The following is a 6,000-nucleotide window of genomic DNA, read 5'->3' as shown; positions in this document are numbered from 1 at the left end:
AACTTCCATAATCAACATTTTCTGTCTTTAACACCTCTCCGTCCCAATCTACAAAACTAACTTCATAGTTATTGATGGTATACTGAGCTGTTACATTTAACGCTGTTGTGATATTATCGAAGGCGACATCCCAACCGGTAAAGCTATAACCAGTGCGTGCAGGATCAGCTGGTGTTGTAGCTGAACTTCCATAATCAACATTTTCTGTCTTTAACACCTTTCCGTCCCAATCTACAAAACTTACTTCATAGCTATTGATAGTGTATTGAGCTGTTACAATTAACGCTGTTGTGATATTATCGAAGGCGACATCCCAACCGGTAAAGGTATAACCTGTGCGAACAGGATTAGCTGGCGCTGTGGCTGAACTTCCATTAACAACTGCTTCTTTCTTAAGAAGAGTACCATCCCAGTCAATAAAGGATACGGTGTGTCCAACAACATATTCTGCTTTTACAGAATAATCTGCTGTCACATTATCCAGACTTGCATCCCAACCTGTAAAGGTATAACCTGTTCGTGCAGGATCATCCGGAGGTATCACTGTTGAACCATGATCCACACCTACCGTTTCAATGAATGAACCATCATAATCAAGAAATGTCACTGAATGTACATCTACTGCATCTCCATAAACAGTATAACTCCAGACAGAAGAAGTCATTGCTGTAACCTCCTGTCCTATACTATTCTTCCATACTTCATTATTAAATCCTAACACATCAGCTGGCAAAGCGATAGATTCCAAATAATTACCTGTGGCGTGTCCAAAGGCGCTCACACCAATAAATGAAACCGAATTAGGGATAGTAACTTCAGTAAAACTGTTATTATAAAATGCTCTTTCCCCTATTGATTGGATGGAACTTGGTATAGTAATAGATGTAAGTTTATTATCACTAAATACTCTATCCTCAATTGAAGTTAATGAATTTGGAATTGAAACACTAGTCAGACTATTAAATTGAAATGCAAATGAGCCTATTGATGTCACTGTATTTGGTATATCAATACTGGTTAGATAATTAGCAGCAAATGCACCGTTTCCTATTTTTTCCACTGAAGAAGGAATGGTAACTTTACTTAAGTTATTACCCATAAAAACAGCGTCTCCAATTTCAGTAATAGAGTTACTAATTTTAAGACTACTTAAATTACTTTGGGCAAAAGCTGAATTCCCAAGAGTAACAACCGAATTAGGAATTGTAAAACTTCTAAAACCGGTATATGCAAAGGCTGACGCTCCAATAGTTGTGAGGTTATTTGTTACATTTATTGACTGTAAGTTATTGTTTCCATAAAAAGCACTTTCACCAATGGTTGTTATTGTACCAGGTAGTTTCACTATAACTAAGAGTTTTTTATCGCTTATAACGAAAGCCTCTTTTCCAATAGCCGTAACGGTAACACCATTAAATGTTTCCGGAATTTCAATATTCCATTCTCCCGTATCGTAATATTTGGTAATAGTACCGGTGGAAGCATCAAACTCTACTTCATCAATGGTTAAAACATATTGTGCGTTGGCTATAAATGAGCATAGCAATAGCAAAGCCAGAAAGTAAATTTTTTTCATAGATAAAACTTGTTTTAGATACCGTACTTACAAATCTTATTTACTTGTTTACAGTAAATTTGGGTTATTATAATTGTTACTAACTCAATTTCGATAAATACAAATAATTATGTATACAACATACATATATTACGTAATATTTCAACAAAAGTTAGGAAATGAAATTGTTTTGATAAATAAATATCACTCTCTAATAGCTATTAAATACATTACCAGATATTTATTATTTTAAAAATAATACAAAAATAGAATCTCTTTTCTACTATTATATACGGGTGTTATAATATTTTTCGTCTTATAACTTGTTCATTGTATTAACTCAATTTTTACAATTCCAGATCACGAAGAAAGAAAATTACTTATTAACATTTACAACTAATGAGTTCATATTACAATAAATAATAAAATCATAACTACTGTCTATCTTCTACTGACTAAGACAGTACGAAGCATTGAGTCCGGAGTCCAATATTAGTGCAGAGTGATAAGTGCGCAGTGCATAGAAAGCCACTAGCTGTTAGCGATTGACATGGCGCTTAATGGTTATAATACTTATATCTTGATACTTTATACTTACTAAGACAGTCCAAAGCTCAAAGTCCGGAGTCCGGTAACAGTGCATAGAAAGCCACTAGCTGTTAACGATTAGCCACTAGTGATTGACATGGTGCTTAATAGTTTTGATACTTTATACTGGCTAAGACAGTCCGAAGCTCAGAGTCCGGAGTCCGATAAAAGTGCATAGTTAGCTGTTAGCGATTGCCTTGACATTTTATGATCCTGATCAAAGCGATCCTAATTGTTTTAGTTAACTGGCGTTTAATAGTCTTGATACTTTGTATTCACTACTGACCATTAGCTAATCATTCAACTCCACCCCATGACCAATGCCTCGGTAAAGTGTAAATGGCTCTTTAAATTCCACTTTTATAACCGACACATAAGGTGCATCTTCTGCTTTGCTAACGTCCATTACAATAATACCGGGAATATCGTTCCATGGTGTTGAATCCTGTATTTTAAAAGGAACAGACTGTTGATTATGAAGTAATGAAATATTTTGCACTTCTCCTTTCATTCCTCTTAAGGTCAACATATGGTTAAACTTACCGGTATAGAATAAATAAATACTCTTGCCATCGGGCGATAAGGTTGTTTCTCCATCGAAATGCCCGTAAGGAATACCCGGTTGGCCATAGCGTACCGCCTCTTCATGCATTTTATACCATTCCCCTATCGTTTCCAGCAAATCAATCTGACGTTGATCGATTGATCCATCTGCTTTGGGGCCAACATCTAATAGCAAATTACCTCCTTTGGCCACCGATCGGACAAAGGTTTCGATTAAAAACTTGGGCGATTTATAATCATGATCCTCTTTTTGATAGCCCCACGATTCGTTCATGGTTAAACACAATTCCCATGGTCTGGATGGTGTTTTTATGGGAGGATCCTGCTCCGGGGTATTATAATCGCCATACGTATTCAAACGCGAGTTAACCACCACTCCCGGATTCCAGCTTAGCAATGAGTCTTTAATGACTCTTGAAGGCCATTCATCAGCTTTATGCTCCCAATCACCATCAAACCACATTAAGTCGGGTTGATAACGATCGAAAAGCTCTTTTATCTGCCCCATATTAAACTTTTGAAAGCGGTGCCAGGGAGTCCAGCGGGTTTCGGCTTTTGTATATGGATATAGCTTTCGGATTTTAGCCTCTGGTCGTGGAAAATTGATAGGTGAATAATCGGGATGCGACCAGTCGCACAACGAATAATAGATTCCCACTTTCATACCGGCCTTACGAACAGCATTCACATAAGGTGTATACACATCACGTTTTGCAGCACTCCAGTCTTTGGCATTTATTTTTGAGAGCTTCGTATCCCACAAGGCAAAGCCATCATGATGCTTGGAAGTCATTACCACATAATCGGCTCCCACCTTCTTAAATAATGCTGTCCACTCCTCAGGATGATAATTTTCAGCTGTAAAAACAGAGGCTTTACCCTCCATATAATCCTCCCAGCTTATTGTTTTATGAAACATTGCCCATGATTCCGAAGTTGTTCCTTCGGAGTATAATCCCCAGTGGATAAAGATGCCCAAACGAGCATCCCGAAACCACTCCATGCGCTGTTCATAGGCTTCAGAAGTTTCTTTTTGGGCAATTAAAGACGTTTTTATAGCAATTAATAGTAGGAGAAGTACAGGTGCTTTCATGATTTGGATTTTTTTATCGGTATACAAGTTAGCAATAAAAATCTTTAATGTGATTTAACTATTGACAATTGGGAAGCCTTAGAGTATTTTAATTTCATTAATCATCAAAAAAAAAGAATAATGCGAGATAAGTACTTTATTTTCATTTCAATTATATGCCTTATAATTACCACACCTGCATTTGCACAAAACACATGGGAAGTAACAGTGAGTAATTATTCATTTAGTCCTTCGGAATTGAATATAGAACAAGGTGACATTGTTACCTGGAAAAACATATCGGGAATGCACAATGTTAATGGCAGTATTTCAACTTTTACCAATAACCCTGTTTCTTTTGGTAACGAGGTTAGCTCAGCTCCATGGGAATATTCATTTACCTTTAATGTTAGCGGTGAATATCAATATCAATGTGATCCGCATTTATCACAGATGCAAGGTACCATTAGTGTAAATCAGGCCACTTCCATCCACAGCAATATTAATTTAAACGAAGTAAAGTTATATCCCAGCCCCTTTTATAATTCATTAAACCTTAGCCTGCCTGATAACCATAACTACATAACCTTAAAATTATTCTCACTAACAGGCATGGAAGTTTATACCACTACAGTTAAAGATAAAAAGGCTGTACACCTGGATTTAGCTTATCTGGCAAAAGGAATCTATTTATACCAGTTAACCAGTACCAATGATGCTATTAAAATGGGCAAAATACAAAAGCATTAGCCCATTTACACTTACTTTATAATTCGTGCTGTAATAATCTTTACATCTTCTACCGGACGATCCAGACTATCCACTTCCATAGCTGCTATCTGGTCAACTATATCCATTCCTTCCAGCACTTCGCCAAAAACAGTATAATTCTGATCGAGATGAGGAGCCCCTCCTATTTCTTTATACACCGCTCTGTGTTCTTCCGGAATCTGATACGAGTCATAGTTTGTATAGGTCTTACCTCCCTTATAAACCAAATCCGCCCATTGCATTAGTTTGGTTCCATCTTCCTCTTTTAGTGCTGATATCAACGAATCGCGAATAGCTTTATTAGCCGGATCATTCACAAAGGCATGTTCAGCCAGCCAGCCATTAATTCTTGTTTCAGCTTTATTTAAGGTACTATCATTTTGTACTTTTCCTTGAACAATAAAAAACTGAGAACCTGCCGATGCCCGGTCGGGGTTATTATCGCGGGCAGCATTTAAAGCCCCTCTCTTATGGAATAATTTGGTATTTATTTCTGCCGGTATGGTATAGCCTGGTCCTCCATTACCCAAAGCTTCTCCTGGTTGAGCATTTTTACTATCCGGATCACCCGACTGAATACCAAAGCCGTTTATTACACGATGAAATAGAATGCCATCGAAGTACTTTTGATTCACTAATTTGATAAAGTTATCGCGATGTAAAGGTGTTTCATCAGAAAGTTGAAGGATAATATTTCCCTTTGCGGTTTGTAATTCAACCTTTACATTTTTTGCGTTTTCCTGCTCCTTCTTAGAAGATATATTACAAGCACTTACAACTAAAATACAGGCGGCAATCAACAAATTCTTCATCATATTTTTAAGACTGGTTTGATTAATAAAGTTCGAAAATAATTAAAAACACCATAATTACTATTGGTTGGGTTGTTATTCCTCTAGATTACCGTGTGATTGTAATGATGTATTTGAGTAATACAGATCTCTTTAAAAAGTTGTGGAGAATCTGACAGTTAACGTTAAACTCTATTTATATTCGAATAACTTTAAGAACCAGAATCACCTCAATCGAAACAAAGTTTCGAACTTCGGATTGTTAACGTTGCGCAGTAATCGCCTCAATCCGAAAGATTTTTGATTATCCTGGCTGACGACTGGCAGGTTTTTCTAAAAAAGGAATAATAAATTCTTCGCTCAAGCCGCTATGGCTTCAACTTTTTGCCTCCAGCTCAAAAAGTTAACAAAAAAGCCGCCGACGACAGCACTCACTTACCCACTTGAGCAATGCTTCGTGAAAAATTTAAAGATTTACAGAATGTATCTCAAATTTTTCTATCCTCCGCTTTTGCAAGTGGGTCCCAAGCTGCGCTGCTGAGGTCGGAATGACTAAATAACAATATTTGTTGAAAAGTTATAAGTTAATTGCTGTATTCAATATCCATTTTATAAAACTCAAACTTGAATTAAATAATGAAATTTCTTTTGGTGAATCT

Annotated in this window: 4 protein-coding genes; 1 reads left to right on the top strand and 3 read right to left on the bottom strand. The window is 36.6% G+C overall.

The genetic code is table 11. From position 1 onward, the window contains the following. Nucleotides 1–1,576: leucine-rich repeat protein (locus tag KEM10_RS21735; protein WP_212219723.1), on the bottom strand; the 1,576-nt coding region annotated here is incomplete at its 3' end. 859 nt (nucleotides 1,577–2,435) lie between these two features. Continuing rightward, nucleotides 2,436–3,800 (bottom strand): alpha-L-fucosidase, encoded by a 1,365-nt coding sequence (locus KEM10_RS21730; protein WP_212219720.1) that lies wholly within the window; start codon nucleotides 3,798–3,800, stop codon nucleotides 2,436–2,438. 120 nt (nucleotides 3,801–3,920) lie between these two features. Between KEM10_RS21730 and KEM10_RS21725 the strand changes: the two genes are divergently transcribed. Then, nucleotides 3,921–4,529 carry a plastocyanin/azurin family copper-binding protein gene (locus KEM10_RS21725; protein ID WP_212219717.1) on the top strand — a complete coding sequence of 203 codons (609 nt, stop codon included), beginning with the start codon at nucleotides 3,921–3,923 and terminating at the stop codon, nucleotides 4,527–4,529. Nucleotides 4,530–4,540: 11 nt separating this feature from the next. Here the strand turns inward: KEM10_RS21725 and KEM10_RS21720 are convergent, their stop codons facing one another. Next, the gene (locus KEM10_RS21720; RefSeq protein ID WP_212219714.1) at nucleotides 4,541–5,365 is read right to left on the bottom strand and encodes a peptidylprolyl isomerase; all 825 of its coding nucleotides are present in this window, start codon (nucleotides 5,363–5,365) and stop codon (nucleotides 4,541–4,543) included. Nucleotides 5,366–6,000 lie beyond the last annotated feature (635 nt).

This window comes from Carboxylicivirga linearis, from assembly GCF_018271995.1.
GTDB lineage: Bacteria > Bacteroidota > Bacteroidia > Bacteroidales > Marinilabiliaceae > Carboxylicivirga > Carboxylicivirga linearis.
The sequence above is the reverse complement of the archived record's forward strand: the minus strand, read 5'-3'. Positions and strand labels throughout refer to the sequence as shown.

What these genes read in the sequence shown, in the direction of transcription:
- KEM10_RS21725 (WP_212219717.1), top strand. Translation starts at nt 3,921, where the DNA reads ATGCGAGATAAGTACTTTATTTTCATTTCAATTATATGCCTTATAATT.
- KEM10_RS21730 (WP_212219720.1), bottom strand. Translation starts at nt 3,800, where the DNA reads ATGAAAGCACCTGTACTTCTCCTACTATTAATTGCTATAAAAACGTCT.
- KEM10_RS21720 (WP_212219714.1), bottom strand. Translation starts at nt 5,365, where the DNA reads ATGATGAAGAATTTGTTGATTGCCGCCTGTATTTTAGTTGTAAGTGCT.